Below are 17,116 nucleotides of genomic sequence, written 5' to 3' on the forward strand. Positions count from 1 at the left end.
CATACCTTTTAATCCCTAACGCGAAATTAGAACTCAATTTTAATGTGGTAAAAGTAGTAAGATTTTATGTGCTAAAAAATAGTTTATAATGCTATTTTGATGGTAAAATCCAATTGTTATGTGTAAAGTAGTTCCATTTAGCATTTGCAATATCTACTTTAGGGTCAATAAGTCTCTTGTAAGGTCTTCCATTTACACTAACTTTGGCATCTACAAAAACCTGAATATCTTCACCTTTCTCTTTGTAAACGTTTTTTAAATGTCTAGAAAATTGCCATATAATATCTGGTTTAGAACTTGCTAAACGTGTTTGCTTTTTAGTAAGAAATTCACTCATATTAACAATAGAGCTTTTCTTGGTTTTAATGTTTACTACCCTGTAGTTTGTTTGTCCGGACTTAGATCTAAGCATCATTCGCCAAGATAGTCTATGGCCTTCCTCGGTCCATAAAACATTGTCTTGAATAAAATGATGGCGAATTGGTAATATAATTTGTATTATAAAATAAATGCTTCCTAAAGTAAGTAATACTGGTTTGTAATTTGGGATAATAACCTCAGCTTTGTTATAGTATTCTTTCCTTTTTAAAAATATATTTTTAATAGTTTCAGGATTAAAAAAGAATAGTGAAAAAGCTAACGATAAATATGGGAAAACACCAACTTGAAAAACAATAGAGTTAAATAAATGAAAGAAAATAGAAGCGAAAAAAGCATATTTTCTAGTAGCCTTAATTAGTAATAAAGGAATTATTAATCCATCAAATAAAATTCCTCCATATCCTACAAGATATGGCATAGCACTGTTTTGCAAAAATTCTCCAATAATAGGGTAGTTAATTTTACCTTTCATAAGTAATGTAGGCATTGTTAAATCTAACCAATCAGGGTATAATTTTGCTTTAGAGGCATAAGTATAAAGTATTAATAATTGAATAACAAAAATCCATTTACACCAAGCAGGCATAGAAATACTTTTAAGTTTTGGATGTCTTTTAACATCTAAAGAAGCATATTTGTGAGCAGGTAAAATTACCATGATGCCACTAAGCAGCACTAATAAGTAATAGTGATTATTATAAGACGTTTTTTGCATAAAATAAACGCCACACCACATAATAAAGAACATAAAAGCACTAATGCGATATCTATAGCCTAGCATAATTAATATACCAAAGCCTCCCATTACAGCATAGTAAACATACATCCAGTTTCCTGGTAATGGTTGTAACCACTCAAAGCCTATAAATGTAAATGTAAATTCTGGCTCTATAAGCGTTCTTTTTATCCATCCTGTGAAGATTGCTCCAACAGATTCTAAAAAGCATAGTAGCCCAAAAATAATTCTGAAAACTACTAAGGCGCTATTGTCAATATGCTTAAATAAAAATTTGTTAATCATTCGTGTTTATATAACGTAATGCGTTGTTTTTATCTTTAACTAATTGTTCTGTTAACGCATCAATAGATTCAAATTTTTGCTCATCGCGAAGTCTTTGTAATAATTCTATTTTAATTTCTTGGTTGTAAATATTGTTTTTAAAATTAAAAAAATGAACTTCTATGGTTTGTGTCTTACCATTAACGGTTGGATTTGTACCTATATTCATCATACCGTATATAATTTCATTATTAATATTAGTTTTAACAATATAAACGCCTTGTTTTGGTATAAGTTTGTAATCCTCACTAACTGCAATATTAGCAGTTGGAAAATTTATAGTTCTACCTAATCCTTTACCTTTTTCTACTGTTCCAGAAATTATAAAAGGATAACCTAAAAAATTGTTTGCTGTAGTTATATCTCCTTCTGTAAGAGCTTTTCTAATTTTTGTTGAGCTAACTGAAACATCGTCGATATCCTGAGCTGTTATTTCTTCAACTTCAAAACCATATTGGTTACCAAAGTTTTTTAAATCGTTTATGTTGGCTGTTCGGTTTCTCCCAAATTGGTGATCGTAGCCTATAATTATATATTTAGCATTTAACTGTTTTACTAATACTGTTTCTACAAATTCTTCTGCGGTTAGTCTTGAAAACTCTTGTGTAAATTTTTTTATAATTAAATTATCTAACCCAAATTGCTTTAAAATGTTTTTCTTTTCTTCTAAAGTATTTAACAGTTTAATATTGGCATCTTTTTGTAAAACCATTCTTGGATGTGGAAAAAAGCTAAGTATAGTTGGAGTAAGATCTTTTGTCTTACCTACCTCTATAAGTCGTTGAATAATTTTTTGATGTCCAATATGTACACCATCAAACGTACCAATTGTTATTACAGTATCCTTGTTATTTATTCTATCTACTTCCAACGCTTAACATTTTAAATGCAAAAATAGAAAAAGCGGATTGAAATGACTTCAATCCGCTTTTAAATATTTATTTATATAAAATTAGTTTTTAATAAACTTATATGTTTTAGAAGCAGTAGCTGTATTTAACTTTAAAAAGTAAACACCGTTAGCAATTGTACTAACGTTTATTGTTTCTAAATTTGTATTTACAGTCATAACCTTTTGGCCAGTAATGCTATAAATTTCAGCGTTTTCTAAAGCGATTTCTACTCCTTTAATATTTAAAATACTATTTGTAGGATTAGGGAAAATAGAGATTGAAGATAAACCAAACTCATCTACACTTAATGAAGCTACAACATTAATATCGTAATCTTCAACTTCTGCATCATGGTTATTTTCACAAGGACCTGAAGCGATATTGAATTTTGTTACAACTCTTAATGTAGTATTACCAATTACAGCATCAGAAGGTACAGTGAAAGATAAAGGAGAATTAGCACTTAATCCATCTGCTACATTTGTAGCAGCTCCTAAGTCTAATAATTCGTTACTTTCAAAAGTACAGTTTTGGTTCCAATCTATCCAAGCAGTAGTTACACATGTGTAATTTCCATCCGTATTCATACTAGTACTTATAGAGTAAAGTCCATTTTGCTCTAAGTCTGGAGCAGCTACTGTTCCAGAATAATTTGTATAACCAGAAGGTTTTCCTGTATTCAAGTTACTTAAAACATCTGTTGTCCCATCATTAATAATAACATCTGTAGTACTTGTTGCAAAAGATGTATTTGCAACAGAAGTACAAGCTCCAGCAGTTGTAGTTATAGTAAAACATGTAGAGTCTGTATCATTACAAGCACGACCGTCACCAGTAGCAGATGCTGCTATATTAAGATCATGATCACCTGCAGTAGATGTAAGTGTTGGTAATGTAACAGCTTCAGATTCTCCATAAGCTAATACTCCTGTCCAAGTGTAACTTGCAGGTGTACCATTATCTATATCATAAGTTATGTTAGCTGTAGTTAATGGTGCAGTTCCCCAATTTGTAATTAATACAGTAGCAATTAAATCTGTACCACATGCAACATTTGCACTTTCGAAATCAACTTCTACATCCGTAGCTACTGCTGCAGGAGGCGTTGCTCCATTAGATGTTGTTAAGCCACTTCTTGTACTTGCTAAAACAGCTTGAACTACTGCTTTTTGACCAGCAGTAAATGTGTTCATACAAGTATCATCGGTGTAATCCATATAATTTTCAATCATATCTACAGTACCACAAGAAGTGTGTCCTGTTGGGCAACCATAGTTTGGTGCATCTACTTCTGGAGTATCAGCAATTCCATCACCAGTTCCTCCACAACCACCTTGAAAAGTATGGTATAAACCTAAATAGTGTCCAACTTCGTGAGTCATAGTACGACCTTTATCATAAGGAGGACTTGTGTTAAAAGTTCCATCATCGTAATCCGAACTTCCAAAATAAGTATGTCCAGCACTAACACCATCTGTATTTGCTGGTCCTCCAGGAAATTGAGCAAAACCTAATATACCTGCTAAATCTCCTACGTATTTAGAAGACCACATATTCATATATAAATCACGATCCCAAATAGTTTGAGCTTTCCAGCTATTTACAGCTGCTTGATCGGTTCCATCTTGACAAATATTAACACGATTAATACCATTAGTAGGACAACCATCTGGAGTTTGTTGTGCCATTACAAAATTTACCTCGACATCAACACCACCAGCAGTACTTTGGCCAGGTGTGCCCATCATCATTCTAAAATCTTGATTCATTACAGTAACTTGAGAAAGCACTTGAGCATCTGTAATATTTGGTCCAGTTCCTATAGGTTCTCCATTGTGTAATACATGTACAACAAGAGGAATATCTATAACAACCATATTACCATTGTTTCTTGCGTTTTCAATACGTTCTGCAAGCGCTAAACGAAAAGATTCGCTACCCATCATATTTGGGTTTGTTTCTAATAACTTAGCATTATAAGCATCGGTATAACATTTTTCTATTGGCGCCTGTATTTTGTTTTGAGCCAACACTAAAGTGGGAATACAAAACAATGCAAAAAGCAATAGTTTTAAAGTAATTTTTTTCATTTCAACTATGGATTATATTATTTTAATGTAAAATTTCCTCAAAAATAGTAAAAAATACATAATATTAAGAAAATGTTAACAGTTAATTGTCAATGTTTTTTTCGTTTTTATTTTTTAGATAGTATTATTTTAATATTCTGATATTTAATTGTTTGCGTGCTTGTTGTTAATTTGTTTTTAGTTAAATTTGAGAATAGAACAACAAAAAACTTAAAACAATGAAAACAAAATTACTTTACTTCTTCCTTATAGGGTTTCTGTATTCGTTTACAGTTTCATCTCAAAATGTTTGGCAAAAGAAAACTAGCCTGAATAAAACAGAAGGTATTATTAAGCAACATTTGGAAATGGATAAAGTTCATTTTTTTGAACTAGATTTTAATACTTTTAAACAAAATATTTTAAATGCTCCATTAAGAGGTAGTAACTCATTGTTAAATAACACACAGGTTGCTTTGCCTGCTAAAAATGGAGAAATTAAAATGTTTACTATTTACGAAGCACCTGTTTTTTCTCCAGAGCTTTCAGTCCTTTATCCAAATATAAAATCTTATATAGGTTATGCTAATAATGATAATAGTACACAGTTAAGAATGAGTGTTAGTCACCAAGGTGTACAAACAATGATAACTTATAAAAATCAAGAAGCAAATTTTATGATGCCAGAATCTCATGGCTCTAATGAGTATATTCTATATACCAAAAGTTCTCGTGGAGATTATGTAAGTGATTTTGTGTGTTCTACTGTAGAAGATTTTGATGCAGGGAATAGAATACTTTCAAGTAGTAATTTAAATAGAGATGCAGACGATCAACTTTTACGTACTTATAGACTTGCAGTTTCTGTAAATGGCGAATATACCCAATACCATGGAGGTAGTGTGGCAGATGCTTTAGCAGCTATTAACGCTACAATTACTAGAGTGAATGCAGTTTTTGAAGTTGACATGGCTATTAATTTTCAAATAGTTAGTGCTAATCAACTTATTTTTACAGATCCTGCTACAGATCCTTATTCTAATAATTTAGGAAACTGGAACGCAGAGTTGCAAGCAGAATTAACTGCTAACCTTGGTGAAGCTAACTATGATATTGGACATATGTTTGGAGCTTCTGGAGGAGGAGGAAGTGCTGGATGTATAGGTTGTGTTTGTGAAGACGGAAGTAAAGGAAGTGGAAAAACATCGCCCGCAGATGGTATTCCACAAGGAGATAATTTCGATATCGATTATGTGGCTCATGAAATAGGTCACCAAATGGGTGCAAATCATACTTTTTCTCATAACACAGAAGGAACAGGTGTAAATTCAGAACCAGGAAGTGGAACAACTATCATGGGTTATGCTGGTATTACAGGTGCTAATAATGTGCAACAGCATAGTGATGCTTATTTCCATTATCATAGTATAAATCAAATATTAAATAATGTAGATACTTCTCCTAATGATTGTGCTGTAACAACCTCAATAACAAATAATCCTCCAATTGCAAATGCAGGAATAGATTATGTTATACCAATGGGAACAGCTTTTATTCTTAAAGGAACTGCAACAGATGCAGATGGTGGTGACACATTATCATATAGTTGGGAACAAATAGATAGTCAACAAACTACAAGTGCTCAATTTGGGCCAACACATACAGGACCGGTATGGAGATCTAGACCTCCAAATGATTCTCCTAACAGATATATGCCTATTTTAAGTAGAGTTTTGGATGGAGAATTAACAGAAACAAATCCTAGTATTACAACAGATAATTCCTCGTGGGAAACAGTTTCTAATATTAGTAGAAGTTTAAATTTTGCACTTACTGTAAGGGATCGAGCAGCAGCAAATGGAGTTGGGCAAATGCCACAAAGCTCTTTTGATACTATGCAAGTAACGGTAGATGGAACAAGTGGTCCTTTTGCTGTAACCTCTCAAGGTACAAATGTAACTTGGGATGCTGGTTCTACGCAAACCATAACTTGGGATGTAGCAGGAACAGATGTAGGCGCAGTTAATACTCCCACTGTAAATATTTTATTATCAATAGATGGAGGTTTAACATTTCCTTTTACTATGGCTAGTAATGTACCAAATGATGGTACTCATGATGTTACTGTGCCAATTACTGGAGGTGATACTACAATGGCAAGAGTTATTGTAGAAGGGAATAATAATATTTTCTATGCAGTTAATTCTACGGATTTCTCAATTCAAGAATCTGAATTTGTTATATCGGTTTCTAATTCTAACGTTGATGTTTGTCAACCAAGTGATGCTGTTTATAACTTTACTTATAATACCTTTTTAGGATTTAGTGATCCAACAATTATATCAGTAGTAAATTTACCTACAGGAGCAATAGCAGTGGTAAATCCTACTACGGTAACAAGCGATGGTGCTACAGGTACAGTTACAGTTTCTAATACTGGAAGTTTAGCTACAGGTTCTTATGTATTTACTATTCAAGGTCAATCTGGTACAATTATTAAAAGTACAGATGTAACACTTAATGTTTTTAATAGTGCTGTAAATAATGTAACTCTAGTGTCTCCGGTAGATGGAGCAGTGGATGTTGCTTCAGATGCTTTATTAACGTGGGATATAGATGTAAATACAGAGGATTATTTAGTAGAAATAGCTTCAGACGCTGGATTTGCAACAATTGTAGAAACTGCTTCAGTACAATCTGCATCTTATACAGCAACAAATTTAAACACCAATACACAATATTTTTGGAGGGTAACAGCATCTAACCAATGTGGTATATCGAGTCCTTCTTCTATATTTAATTTTACAACTGCTAATATTTCTTGTAATAATGTTTTTACAGCTACAGATACGCCAATAACTATTGCTTCTTCAGGTTCAAATGCTAATTACCTTTCTGTAATTACGATTGCAGAAGATCTTCCTATAACAGATGTTAATGTTAAAATTAATATAGAACACGATTGGAATAATGATTTAGATATTTTTTTAATTAGTCCAAGTGGTACAATAATAGAATTATCTACAGATAATGGTGTTTCAGGTGATGATGATTATATAAATACTGTTTTTGATCAAGAAGCAACTACCTCTATAGTAGCAGGAACATCTCCATTTACAGGTTCATTTATTCCAGAAGGAGATTTGTCTACATTATATGGAGAAACAACAGTTGGAGATTGGACACTTTCTGTAGATGATGATTTTGGCCCAGCAGATGGAGGAACTATTTTAGAGTTTACTTTAGAGTTTTGTGTTCAAGGAAGTCTATCTGTTGATGAGGTTAATCCGTTTTTAACTAATTTTAATGTTTATCCAAACCCTAATAATGGTTCGTTTAATGTTAAGTTAAATAGTGTTGCTAATAGAAATGTTCTAATTTCGGTATTTGACATTAGTGGAAGACAAGTTTTTTCTAATAATTATAAAGCGAGAACAGAATTTAACGAAGTTATTAATTTGGATAATGTTCAATCTGGAATGTATATGTTGCAAGTTAGTGATGGTGTAAACTTGGAAACGAGAAAAGTAATTATTAATTAAATATTATAAATAAAAAAGGAAGCTTTTTAGCTTCCTTTTTTATTTACCATTAAAAGTATTCATGGTATTATTTATTCCGGCTAAACCAAAAGATTTAATAAGTTCAACACTTTTTTTTAAGCGCTCGTTTAATTTAGTGTTTTCTTCTTCTGTCCATTCACCTAAAACGTAATCAACTTGTTTGCCTTTGCTAAAGGCATCACTTATTCCAAATCTAAAACGGTTATATTTTGAAGTGTTTAGTTTGTCTTGAGTGTCTTTTAAGCCGTTGTGGCCTCCATCGCTTCCTTTGGTTTTTACACGAATACTTCCAAAAGGAAGATTTAAATCATCTGTTATAACTAGCAAGTTTTCTAATGGTATTTTTTCTTTTGTTAGCCAGTATAAAATAGCTTTTCCGCTCAAATTCATATAGGTATTAGGTTTAAGAAAAATAAAAGTTCTTCCCTTTAGTTTGTAAGTGGAAATGTCTCCAAGTTTTTGTGTTTCAAAAGTTAGAGATTCTTCTTTTGCAAAGTGGTCAAGAATTTTAAAACCAATATTATGGCGTGTGTTTTCATATTTTTCACCAATATTTCCTAAACCAACAATTAAGAATTTTTTCATAGGATTTGTTTTTTCAATTGTATTTGAATTGTTTTTAGCTTTTAATATTTTGTATAACCAATCAAACATATTGAAGTTACTTTTTTTGTAAAAATAAAAAAGCATCCTGAATATTTCAGAATGCTTTTTTTATTTTTTAGAATAAGTAATTTATTCTTTTACTGCAGCTACATCATCAGTTTCAGTTGCTGGTACGTCATCTGCATCTTCATCATCATCATCTTCTACGACAGCAGCTCTAGAACGTCTTACTAAACATACAACAGTGTTGTCTGGGTGCATGAAAGTATAAGCTTCGTTCTCTAAAGCAGTTATGTAAAGTTTGTTTCCAATTTTAAGGTTTTCAATATCAGCATCTATGAAATCTGGTAAATTTCCTGGTAAAGCCTTAACTCTTAAGCTACGTTTGTTTTTACGTAAAACACCACCACTTCTAACACCTCTTGGGTTACCAATGTAGTTTACTGGAATATCCATAGTAATTTCTTTGTCTTCGAATACTTGATAGAAATCTACGTGTAAAATTCTATCTGTTACTGGATGAAATTGGATATCTTGTAAAATTGCGTTAAAAGTTTCTCCACCTTCTAATTCGATTACAACTGTATGCGCATTAGGTGTGTACACCAATTTAGAGAATGCTAATTCAGCTGCTGAGAAATGAACTGCTTTGTCTCCTCCGTATAATACGCAAGGAACCTGACCAGCATTACGTAAGGCTTTTGTTGACTTTTTGCCCACGCTTTCTCTTTGAGATCCGTTGATTGTAATTGATTTCATTTTTTATTTATATTTAATTATTAATTAACTTGTTTAAAACTAGCTCAATAGTTTTACATTAAAAATTTAGAGCTAATAGATTTATTATAGTGTACATTATGCATAACTCCTGCAAATAAATCTGCACAACTAATCACTCTAATTTTTTTACTTTCTTGTTTTAGAGGAATAGAATCTGTTACAATTAATTCTTCTAATTTTGAATTTTCTAATCTTTCATAAGCACTTCCAGATAAAATAGGATGAGTACAAATGGCTCTTACACTTAAAGCGCCACGTTCCATCATTAAATCTGCGGCTTTTGTTAATGTCCCGGCAGTATCTACCATATCATCTACTAATACTACATTTTTACCAGTTACATCTCCAATAAGTTCCATGTGTGAAATCACATTGGCTTTTGCGCGTTGCTTATAACAAATTACTACGTCGCTCTCAAGGGCTTTAGAATAAGCATAAGCTCTTTTGCTTCCTCCCATGTCTGGAGAGGCAATAGTTAAATTGTCTAGATTTAACTCTTTTAAATATGGTAAAAACACAGTTGAAGCAAATAGGTGATCTACTGGTTTTTCAAAAAATCCTTGTATTTGATCTGCATGCAAATCCATAGTGATAATTCTTGTTGCACCTGCTGTTTCCAACATTTTTGCTACTAATTTTGCAGCAATTGGTACTCTAGGTTTATCTTTACGGTCTTGTCTTGCCCAACCAAAATATGGTAATACTGCAGTAATGTGTCTTGCCGAGGCACGTTTTGCAGCATCTATCATTAATAACATTTCCATTAAATTTTCAGAACTTGGATTTGTAGATCCAATAATAAAAATTCTTGTACCACGAATAGACTCTTCGTAAGATGGTTGAAATTCACCATCACTATAAGTAGATGTGATTACATTACCTAATTTAGCACCATAAGCAGTAGCTATTTTTTCAGCTAAAGTTCTACTTTGCGTAATTGAAAAAATTTTTGCGTCTGGCTTAGTATTTGGCATCGTAAAAATGTATTAAAGTGGTGATAAACACCACGTTATTTTTAATGAGGTGCAAATTTATAATTTTTTTTCTTGTCTAGAGCATAATCACTACTATTTTTAAGGTGTTTATTTAAAAAAAGATATATTTTTGTGAAAGTAGAATTGCTCAAGTGGCGGAATTGGTAGACGCGCTGGATTCAAAATCCAGTTCTTTCGGGAGTGTGGGTTCGATTCCCACCTTGAGTACTTTGTGAAACCGTAAATAGCTAATAATTAGTGTTTTTACGGTTTTTTTTATTGGTTGTTTTGCTAAAAGCTAACAAATATTTCTTATTCGATAATAAATTATTCTTTTTTAAGTAGAGATAAACTTTTAACTGTTCTAAAACCTAAATTGTCTGAACCAGAATCTTTACTTGTAGACATTCTTGCTGAAATTCTAAAACTTGCACAATAGGACTCATGACATAGGTAAGAGCCTCCTTTAATAATCATCTCTACTTGATATGGGTTTTGTGAATTATAATAACTATCTGCTCCCTGAGGATTTATATTAGATTTTAGTGTTTTTAGTTTGTTATAATAATTACTGTTGTATAAATCGCTAGTCCATTCCCATACATTACCTAGCATGTCATGAATGCCAATACTATTTACAGGATAAGATTTTACAGGTGCTATAGATTTAAAACCATCTTTATTTTCATTTTTAATAGGAAATTGCCCTTGCCAAGTATTTGCATTTTTATTTACAATAGAGCTGTCGTTTCCCCAAGTGTAAATGGCATTTTTATTATTGCCTTGAGCGGCAGATTCCCATTCGGCTTCAGTAGGTAGTCTTTTGTTTGCCCATTTACAATAGGCTTGAGCATCTTCTAAAGCAATATGAACAACTGGATAGTCATCTTTACCTTCAATTGAGCTATTAGGACCTTCAGGATGTTTCCAATTTGTACCAATTTTCCATGTCCACCATTGACCATAATTTTCCATGTTCGCAACTGTATTTACATTTTTATTAAATACCAAGCTGCCGGGTTTAAGAATAGAATCATGAGGTTTAGGTGTGTCTTCCGGAAGTTCAACTTTCATTACTTCCCAATCTATTGGTCTTTCTGCAACAGTTATGTATTTTGTTGCATTTACAAAAGCAGTAAATTGCTTGTTAGTGACTTCGGTTATATCAATAAAAAAACCATCAACAGAAACTTGATGTGCTGGTTTTTCTCTCATCATTGCAAATTTATCTCCTGCTTTTGCGCCTTGTGTAAATGTTTTTCCTTTTACCCAAACCATACCTTCAGGTGTGTTAATATTTTCTGGCTTATCAATAATTAGTGCTTTTTGTTTTATTGCCATTTCAAAAGGCGATTGTAATATTTTGTCTTGCTTTTTCTCTTCTCTACATGAGGTGAGTACTAATATTATTAGAGTTGGTAAAATGTAGGTAAGGAAATTTATACTTTTCATTAATTATATTTAAGCTTTAAAACAAATATAGGTATTGCCTAAAAAATCTAATACATTTTTTCTGGTATAAGTTTTTGAGTTGTTTTTATTTAAATTTAAGAGTGTTTGTTTTGAGCTATAAAAATCTAAATATTTTGAGCTTTAGATTAATAGGGTGATTTAAATCCTAATTTTTGTTTTCTTATTATAAAGTCAATTAATTTAACTTGATAATTTTCTCTTTTTTATTATATATTTACAACTCCCAAAATAAAATAAAATGCTACAAGAACTTTGGTTTAACGTACAGTATGGTATTAATCACGTATTAGACATTAATGCTTACGATCACGTATTATTTTTAATTGTTTTAACAGTTCCATACTTGTTTAAAGATTGGAAACGTGTTTTTTTACTAGTTACTATGTTTACCATAGGTCATACTTTATCACTTATATTATCAACTTACGGAGTGGTGAAAGTATCTGGAAATTTAGTTGAGTTTTTAATACCAATTACTATTTTAATAGTAGCGCTTTTTAATGTTTTTACTTCTGGAAAAGGAGCGCAAAAAGAAAAAGTAGGAGTGCTTTTTATTTCAACATTATTTTTAGGTTTAGTACATGGTTTAGGTTTTGCTAGAGAATTTAAACTTCTTGTAGGAGGTGAGGATAATAAATTAATAACACTTTTAGAGTTTGCTTTAGGTATAGAAATAGCACAAGTAATTATTGTATTTATAATTTTATTTTTAGGTTACATAACGCAAACGGTGTTTAGATTCTCTAAACGAGATTGGGTTATGGTAGTTTCTGCAATAGTTGTAGGATTAGTTATCCCTATGTTATTAAACAGCCCTCTTTTACAATAGATACGATAAATTTTTCTTAAATCTTATTAATAGCATTGTAATTAAAATACTAACACACTATATTCGTGTCGGGTAGTATAATTAACACGGTAGATATTTTATATTTTTGCAAATTTAAAATCTATTTTAACCGTTTTAAATAAAATACCTAGCTAAATATATGTCTAAAATTAAACAACACAAATACGATAAAGCTTATTTAAGAATCGCTAAAGAGTGGGGAAAGCTATCGCACTGTAAACGAAAACAAGTAGGTGCATTAATTGTTAAAGGACGTATGATAATTAGTGATGGGTTTAATGGAACACCTACAGGTTTTGAAAATTATTGTGAAGATGACGAAGGTTATACAAAATGGTACGTATTACATGCAGAAGCTAATGCTATATTAAAAGTTGCATCGTCTACACAATCTTGTAAAGGCGCAACTTTATATATTACATTATCACCTTGTAAGGAATGTAGTAAATTAATTCATCAAGCTGGCATAGTTCGTGTAGTTTATAAAGAAGGTTATAAAGACGACTCTGGATTACAATTTTTAGAAAAAGCAGGTATTGAAATTGTTAAAATTGAAGATTTAACTGCTTAATAAAATAACATTTAAATAGTATGAATTTAAAAAGAAAATACCTGCCTTTACTTTTAGGTGCAGCAATTGCAATAGGTATTTTTATTGGTGGTTCATTAGATTTTAACGATAAATCCGATAGTTTATTTACTTCTAATAGTAAAAAGGATAAGCTTAATAGGCTTATAGATTATATAGATCATGATTATGTAGAAGACGTAAATACAGATAGTATTGTAGATGTTACTGTTAATGGAATTTTAGAGAATTTAGATCCTCATTCTGTATATATTCCTAAAGAAGATATGCAAAGCGTAGCAGAAAACATGAAAGGCGACTTTGTAGGTATTGGTATTAGTTTTTATACATTTAAAGATACTATTACAGTAATTAGAACTATAGAAAATGGACCAAGCGAACGTGCAGGACTTAAAGGTGGAGATAGAATAATTACTGCAGATGGCGACTCCCTTTTTGGCAGAGACTTAAGTAATGGAGATTTAGTTAAAAAACTTAAAGGTTTAAAAGGAACAGACGTTACTTTAGAAGTAGTTAGAAAAGGTTTTGATAAGCCACTAAAATTTAAAGTTAAACGTGGAGTTATTCCTATTGTGAGTGTTGATGCTGCATACATGTTAACCAATAATTTAGGTTATATAAAAATTAATCGTTTTGCAGAATCTACTTATAAAGAGTTTAAAGCAGCGTTAACAAAGTTAGAAAACGCTGGTGCTACAGAGATTGCTTTAGACTTAAGAGATAATCCAGGTGGTTTTTTAGGGGTTGCAGAAAAAATAGTAGATGAGTTTTTGGAAGACGATAAACTTATTTTATTCACAAAAAATAAAAGAGGTAAAGTTGAAAAAAGTTTTGCTACAAGTAAAGGCTCTTTTGAGGATGGTAAAATTTTTGTTTTAATAGATGAGAACTCTGCTTCTGCAAGCGAAATAGTTGCTGGCGCTTTACAAGATAATGATAAAGGTACTATTGTAGGACGTCGATCTTACGGTAAAGGTTTGGTACAACGAGAAATGCAGTTGGGAGATGGTAGTGCTGTAAGATTAACCGTTTCAAAATATTATACGCCAACAGGTCGCTCGATACAACGCTCTTACGAAAATGGAAATAGCAGCTATTTTGATGATTATTACTCGAGAAAAGTTAGCGGAGAATTGTTAGATGAAGAAAAAATAGAAATTGCAGATTCGCTAAAGTTCACAACGCCTAAAGGAAAGGTGGTTTATGGTGGAGGTGGTATAATTCCAGATGTTTTTGTGCCTTTAGATGAAGGTATGCAAAATGAGACTATAACCTTTTTATATCGTCGAGGGTTTATAAATAACTTCGCTTTTGAATTATTAGAAAAAGACAGAGATGCTTTTAAAGATATAACAAAAGAAGATTATTTAGTAAATTACGAAATAACAGATGAGGTGATTGAAGAATTTCAAGACTTTTTAAACGTAAAACGAAAAACTAATATTGTTTTTGTTGCTTATAAAGAAGAAGCAAAGCTTTATATTAAGGCTGCAATTGCAGACCAATTATACGGTAATGGTGCTTTTGAAGAAGTCTTAAACTTGGGAGATAATATGGTAAACGAAGTAATTAATTTAAGCTTAAATAAAGATTCGTTAAATTAAATTTTATCGTGTATTTTAGTTTGCTTTCCATTGTTCCAAAGTGTTAAAATATCTGTTGCAACATGAGCTCCACTTCCAGATGCTATTGCAAATTGACTGCGCCATCCAGCTAAAGTTCCAGCAACATATAGATTTTCTTCAATTAAATGATCGGTATTTTTAAGCCAAACTCTATCTTTTTCTATAGCAGCTTTTGGATGCGGTTCAATAAAATCTTCTAGGCCTTTTATAGAGATTAAGCTAGTATACCCAACAGCTACAACAACTCGTTTTGTGTTATAGTTGTTTTTGTTTGTGGTTACTACAAAACCTCTAGATGTTTTAGAAATTTCAGTTACTTTTTCATTGTCAATTTGTGAAACTTCAGGATACAAATTTTTTAAATGCTGAGTTCCTTCAGTTAAAATATCTTTTCCTAAGGTGCCAGGTTTTAAGCCTAAAACATTATTAAATAAAGCATTTTGTAAATGAGATGTTTTTTGGTGAGTAATAATGGCTACTTCTTTGCCTTCTGCAAATGGTTTTTTTAAACCTGAACCTAAAATTAAGGCGCAAGATAAGCCTGCAGCGCCACCGCCAATAATTAAAGTATCTAACATTTATCCTCTGCTTTTAGTTTCAATTTTTTTAGAAATTCTTAAAATTTGAAGTAATAAAATAGCACAAAGCGCAGCAATAATTGTAATTAAAGCTATCATACTTTCTCCTTTAAAAAGAGCATTAAAATCTAATTTTGTTGCATTATAAACTATTAAAGCAATAGCAATAATGTTAAGTATTAATGTAAATATTTTCATATTTATATTTTTTGTTTTTAAATTATTATAAGCAGGGCGCTATTAAAAAGTATTTATAATTTTTATGCGCCCGTTATATAATGTAAAGTTACGTAAAAAGAATTTTAACGTTCGTTGCAAATAGTTTAATTGCAATGGCTAAAAGTATAACGCCAAAAACTTTTCTAATAATACTAATTCCATTTTGTCCTATAAGGCGTTCTATTCTGCTAGATGTTTTTAAAACAATAAAAATTAAAAGTACGTTAAGAAGAACGGCAATAATAATATTACCAGTTTCAAATTCTGCTCTAAGCGATAATAAAGTTGTTAAACTACCTGGACCAGCAATTAATGGAAAGGCTAATGGAAATACAGACGCAGTCATTGGGTTTGTATCTTCCTCTTTATATAGTGTTATCCCTAAAATCATTTCTAAAGCAATAAAAAATAAGATAAAAGAACCAGCAACCGCAAAAGAACTTACATCTATACCAATAAGATTTAAGATGCTTTTTCCTAAAAATAAAAAGGCAATTAAAATTATTCCAGCAATAATTGATGCTTTTTCACTTTGTATATGTCCTGCTTTTTTGCGTAAGTCTATAATAATTGGAATGTTACCAATAATATCTATTACTGCAAATAGTACCATAAAAACGGTAAATATTTCTTTAAGGTCAAAATTAAAATTCATAATTTGTTTTTTTTCTTTTTGAAGACTCGAAACGTTTTATATATTCTTCAAATTTTTTCGTAAATGCTTTAGTAACAGTTAAAAACTGTTATTCTCAAATTTTCGGCAAAAGTACTTCTTAAAAGGAGATTTCCAATATTAAATTAACATTAATTTATTGCTAAAGTTTATTGTTTAAAAGTTGAATAATTTCGCATTATCTTTGTGCTATTATTCTAGATTATAATAATTATGTTCCAATTAGGTAAAACAATAGTGTCTGAATCTATAATAGATAACGATTTTGTGTGTAACTTATCGGCATGCAAAGGTGCTTGTTGTATAGATGGTGATGCCGGAGCTCCTTTAACAGAAGAAGAAGCTAAGATTTTGGATGATATATATCCAAAAGTAAAGCCTTTTTTAAGACAGGAAGGTATAGATGCTATTGAAGCTCAAGGCACTTCTATTATAGCAGATTTTGGAGAGCTTGAAACACCATTAATAGATGGAGCAGATTGTGCTTACGTTATTTTTGATGAAAAAAACACAGCATTATGTGCTATAGAGGAAGCTTATAATCAAGGAGAAGTATCTTGGAAAAAGCCTGTTTCTTGTCATTTATATCCAATTAGAATAAAAGATTATACAGAGTTTTCTGCTGTTAATTATGATAAATGGGAAATTTGTGATGATGCTTGTAGTTTAGGGAAAGAATTACAGGTTCCTGTTTATAAGTTTGTTAAAGAGGCTTTAATTAGAAAATTTGGAGAAGATTGGTATGCTGAACTTGAAAAAGTTGCAGATAATATGAAATAGTTA

General features: G+C 31.2%; 15 protein-coding genes and 1 tRNA gene. 6 read left to right on the top strand and 10 right to left on the bottom strand.

The genetic code is table 11. The annotated features are described in order from the left end of the window. Positions 1-91: 91 nt before the first annotated feature. The 3 genes from CLV86_RS05690 to CLV86_RS05700 form a co-directional block, all read right to left on the bottom strand. Positions 92-1,402, bottom strand: coding sequence for an HTTM domain-containing protein (locus CLV86_RS05690; RefSeq protein WP_121050654.1), 1,311 nt, complete (start codon positions 1,400-1,402; stop codon positions 92-94). Further along, on the bottom strand, positions 1,395-2,312 hold the full coding sequence (locus CLV86_RS05695) for a bifunctional riboflavin kinase/FAD synthetase (protein WP_121050657.1): 918 nt from the start codon (positions 2,310-2,312) through the stop codon (positions 1,395-1,397). Before CLV86_RS05695 ends, CLV86_RS05690 begins: the two co-directional genes overlap by 8 nt. An 81-nt stretch (positions 2,313-2,393) precedes the next feature. Continuing rightward, positions 2,394-4,424 carry a M43 family zinc metalloprotease gene (locus CLV86_RS05700; RefSeq protein ID WP_121050660.1) on the bottom strand — a complete coding sequence of 677 codons (2,031 nt, stop codon included), beginning with the start codon at positions 4,422-4,424 and terminating at the stop codon, positions 2,394-2,396. Between the two features lie 218 nt (positions 4,425-4,642). Here CLV86_RS05700 and CLV86_RS05705 point away from each other — a divergent pair, with 218 nt between their 5' ends. After that, a complete protein-coding gene (locus tag CLV86_RS05705; protein WP_121050663.1) occupies positions 4,643-7,945 on the top strand; it encodes a zinc-dependent metalloprotease in 3,303 nt (1,100 codons plus the stop codon). A gap of 39 nt (positions 7,946-7,984) precedes the next feature. Here the strand turns inward: CLV86_RS05705 and pth are convergent, their stop codons facing one another. The 3 genes from pth to CLV86_RS05720 all read right to left on the bottom strand — a co-directional run bounded on the left by pth (position 7,985) and on the right by CLV86_RS05720 (position 10,326). Then, positions 7,985-8,620, bottom strand: a complete 636-nt coding sequence (gene pth, locus CLV86_RS05710) for an aminoacyl-tRNA hydrolase (RefSeq protein WP_121050666.1) — start codon at positions 8,618-8,620, stop codon at positions 7,985-7,987. A gap of 81 nt (positions 8,621-8,701) precedes the next feature. Continuing rightward, complete coding sequence (locus CLV86_RS05715) at positions 8,702-9,331, bottom strand: 50S ribosomal protein L25/general stress protein Ctc (protein ID WP_076731846.1); 630 nt, start codon at positions 9,329-9,331, stop codon at positions 8,702-8,704. A 53-nt stretch (positions 9,332-9,384) separates the two neighbouring features. Next, a complete protein-coding gene (locus CLV86_RS05720; RefSeq protein ID WP_076731847.1) occupies positions 9,385-10,326 on the bottom strand; it encodes a ribose-phosphate pyrophosphokinase in 942 nt (313 codons plus the stop codon). A gap of 146 nt (positions 10,327-10,472) precedes the next feature. Here CLV86_RS05720 and CLV86_RS05725 point away from each other — a divergent pair. Beyond that, positions 10,473-10,554 (top strand) — tRNA-Leu (locus CLV86_RS05725). A gap of 99 nt (positions 10,555-10,653) precedes the next feature. Here the strand turns inward: CLV86_RS05725 and CLV86_RS05730 are convergent. Then, positions 10,654-11,778, bottom strand: a complete 1,125-nt coding sequence (locus CLV86_RS05730; RefSeq protein ID WP_121050669.1) for a formylglycine-generating enzyme family protein — start codon at positions 11,776-11,778, stop codon at positions 10,654-10,656. 259 nt (positions 11,779-12,037) lie between these two features. On the opposite strand from CLV86_RS05730, the gene CLV86_RS05735 reads away from it, so the two are divergent. From CLV86_RS05735 to CLV86_RS05745, 3 genes are all read left to right on the top strand, one after another. Continuing rightward, positions 12,038-12,628, top strand: a complete 591-nt coding sequence (locus CLV86_RS05735; protein ID WP_121050672.1) for a HupE/UreJ family protein — start codon at positions 12,038-12,040, stop codon at positions 12,626-12,628. Positions 12,629-12,788: 160 nt separating this feature from the next. Continuing rightward, positions 12,789-13,220 (top strand): deoxycytidylate deaminase, encoded by a 432-nt coding sequence (locus tag CLV86_RS05740; RefSeq protein ID WP_076731850.1) that lies wholly within the window; start codon positions 12,789-12,791, stop codon positions 13,218-13,220. A 20-nt stretch (positions 13,221-13,240) separates the two neighbouring features. Continuing rightward, positions 13,241-14,842: a S41 family peptidase gene (locus CLV86_RS05745; protein WP_121050675.1), complete on the top strand. Its 1,602-nt coding sequence runs from the start codon at positions 13,241-13,243 to the stop codon at positions 14,840-14,842. Here CLV86_RS05745 and CLV86_RS05750 read toward each other — a convergent pair. From CLV86_RS05750 to CLV86_RS05760, 3 genes are all read right to left on the bottom strand, one after another. Beyond that, complete coding sequence (locus tag CLV86_RS05750; protein ID WP_076731852.1) at positions 14,839-15,441, bottom strand: FAD-dependent oxidoreductase; 603 nt, start codon at positions 15,439-15,441, stop codon at positions 14,839-14,841. The two genes, CLV86_RS05745 and CLV86_RS05750, sit on opposite strands and share 4 nt — an antisense overlap. Then, entirely contained in the window at positions 15,442-15,639 is a 198-nt protein-coding gene (locus CLV86_RS05755) for a hypothetical protein (protein ID WP_076731853.1), read from the bottom strand. Between the two features lie 88 nt (positions 15,640-15,727). Then, entirely contained in the window at positions 15,728-16,315 is a 588-nt protein-coding gene (locus CLV86_RS05760; protein WP_076731854.1) for a MarC family protein, read from the bottom strand. 231 nt (positions 16,316-16,546) lie between these two features. Here CLV86_RS05760 and CLV86_RS05765 point away from each other — a divergent pair, with 231 nt between their 5' ends. Then, positions 16,547-17,113, top strand: a complete 567-nt coding sequence (locus tag CLV86_RS05765) for a DUF3109 family protein (protein WP_076731855.1) — start codon at positions 16,547-16,549, stop codon at positions 17,111-17,113. Positions 17,114-17,116 lie beyond the last annotated feature (3 nt).

Origin of the sequence: Lacinutrix venerupis (genome assembly GCF_003663945.1) — a bacterium.
In the GTDB taxonomy this organism is placed as follows: domain Bacteria; phylum Bacteroidota; class Bacteroidia; order Flavobacteriales; family Flavobacteriaceae; genus Lacinutrix; species Lacinutrix venerupis.